We start from the raw sequence: 732 nt of genomic DNA, 5'->3' as shown, positions 1-732 counted from the left end.
TGTACTGACCGGAAACGTTGGTCGGGAGCGTGTGACCACGGGATCTAGTTGACGGATCTTGTGAGGGAGGACCTCCGGGCGTGGAGTGGAGCTGCTGAAGGCGACCACTGCCACGACACCGGAGGTCCTCGTGCTCCACGCTAATGCCGCACTGACCCCGCGCCAGCGGCTGCAGATGGCCCGACTCATTGTCGAGGAGAAGTGGCCGGCGGCGCGGGCCGCCGAGCGCTTCGGTGTCTCGGCGACCACCGCCCGGCGCTGGGCCGGCCGCTACCGCACAGAAGGCGCCGCCGGCATGGCCGACCGCTCCAGCCGGCCCCACACCAGCCCGACCAAGACCGATCCGGCCACGACCAAGCGGATCGTGTCGCTGCGGCTGCGCAAGCGCTGGGGCGCGCACCGGCTGGCCGCCGAGACCGGCGTGGCGCCCTCCACCGCCGGCGCGGTGCTGCGCCGCTGCCGGATCCACCGGCTGGCCCGCCTCGACCGTCGCCAGCGAGCCGTGACCCGCTACGAGCACCCCGCACCCGGCGAGTTGCTGCACGCCGATGTGAAGAAGCTGGGCAACATCCCCGCCGGCGGCGGCTGGCGCTTCCTGGGTCAGCAGGCCGGCAAGGCCAACCGGCACCACGATGGCGGCCGCGCCCGCAACCGCTACCGCAATCCGCTGATGGGCCACGGCTTCATCCACGTCGTCCTCGACGACCACTCCCGCACCGCCTACGCCGAGAT

1 protein-coding gene is annotated in these 732 nt (G+C 72.1%); it reads left to right on the top strand.

Annotated elements, in window-relative coordinates; genetic code table 11:
• Positions 1–175: 175 nt before the first annotated feature.
• On the top strand, positions 176–732 hold a 557-nt coding region (locus ACI8AD_RS24950), incomplete at its 3' end, for a helix-turn-helix domain-containing protein (RefSeq protein ID WP_456873217.1).

The organism is Geodermatophilus sp. SYSU D00766 (assembly GCF_054049915.1).
Note: the sequence above shows the minus strand (reverse complement) of the source record. Positions and strands in the feature narration are given on the sequence as shown.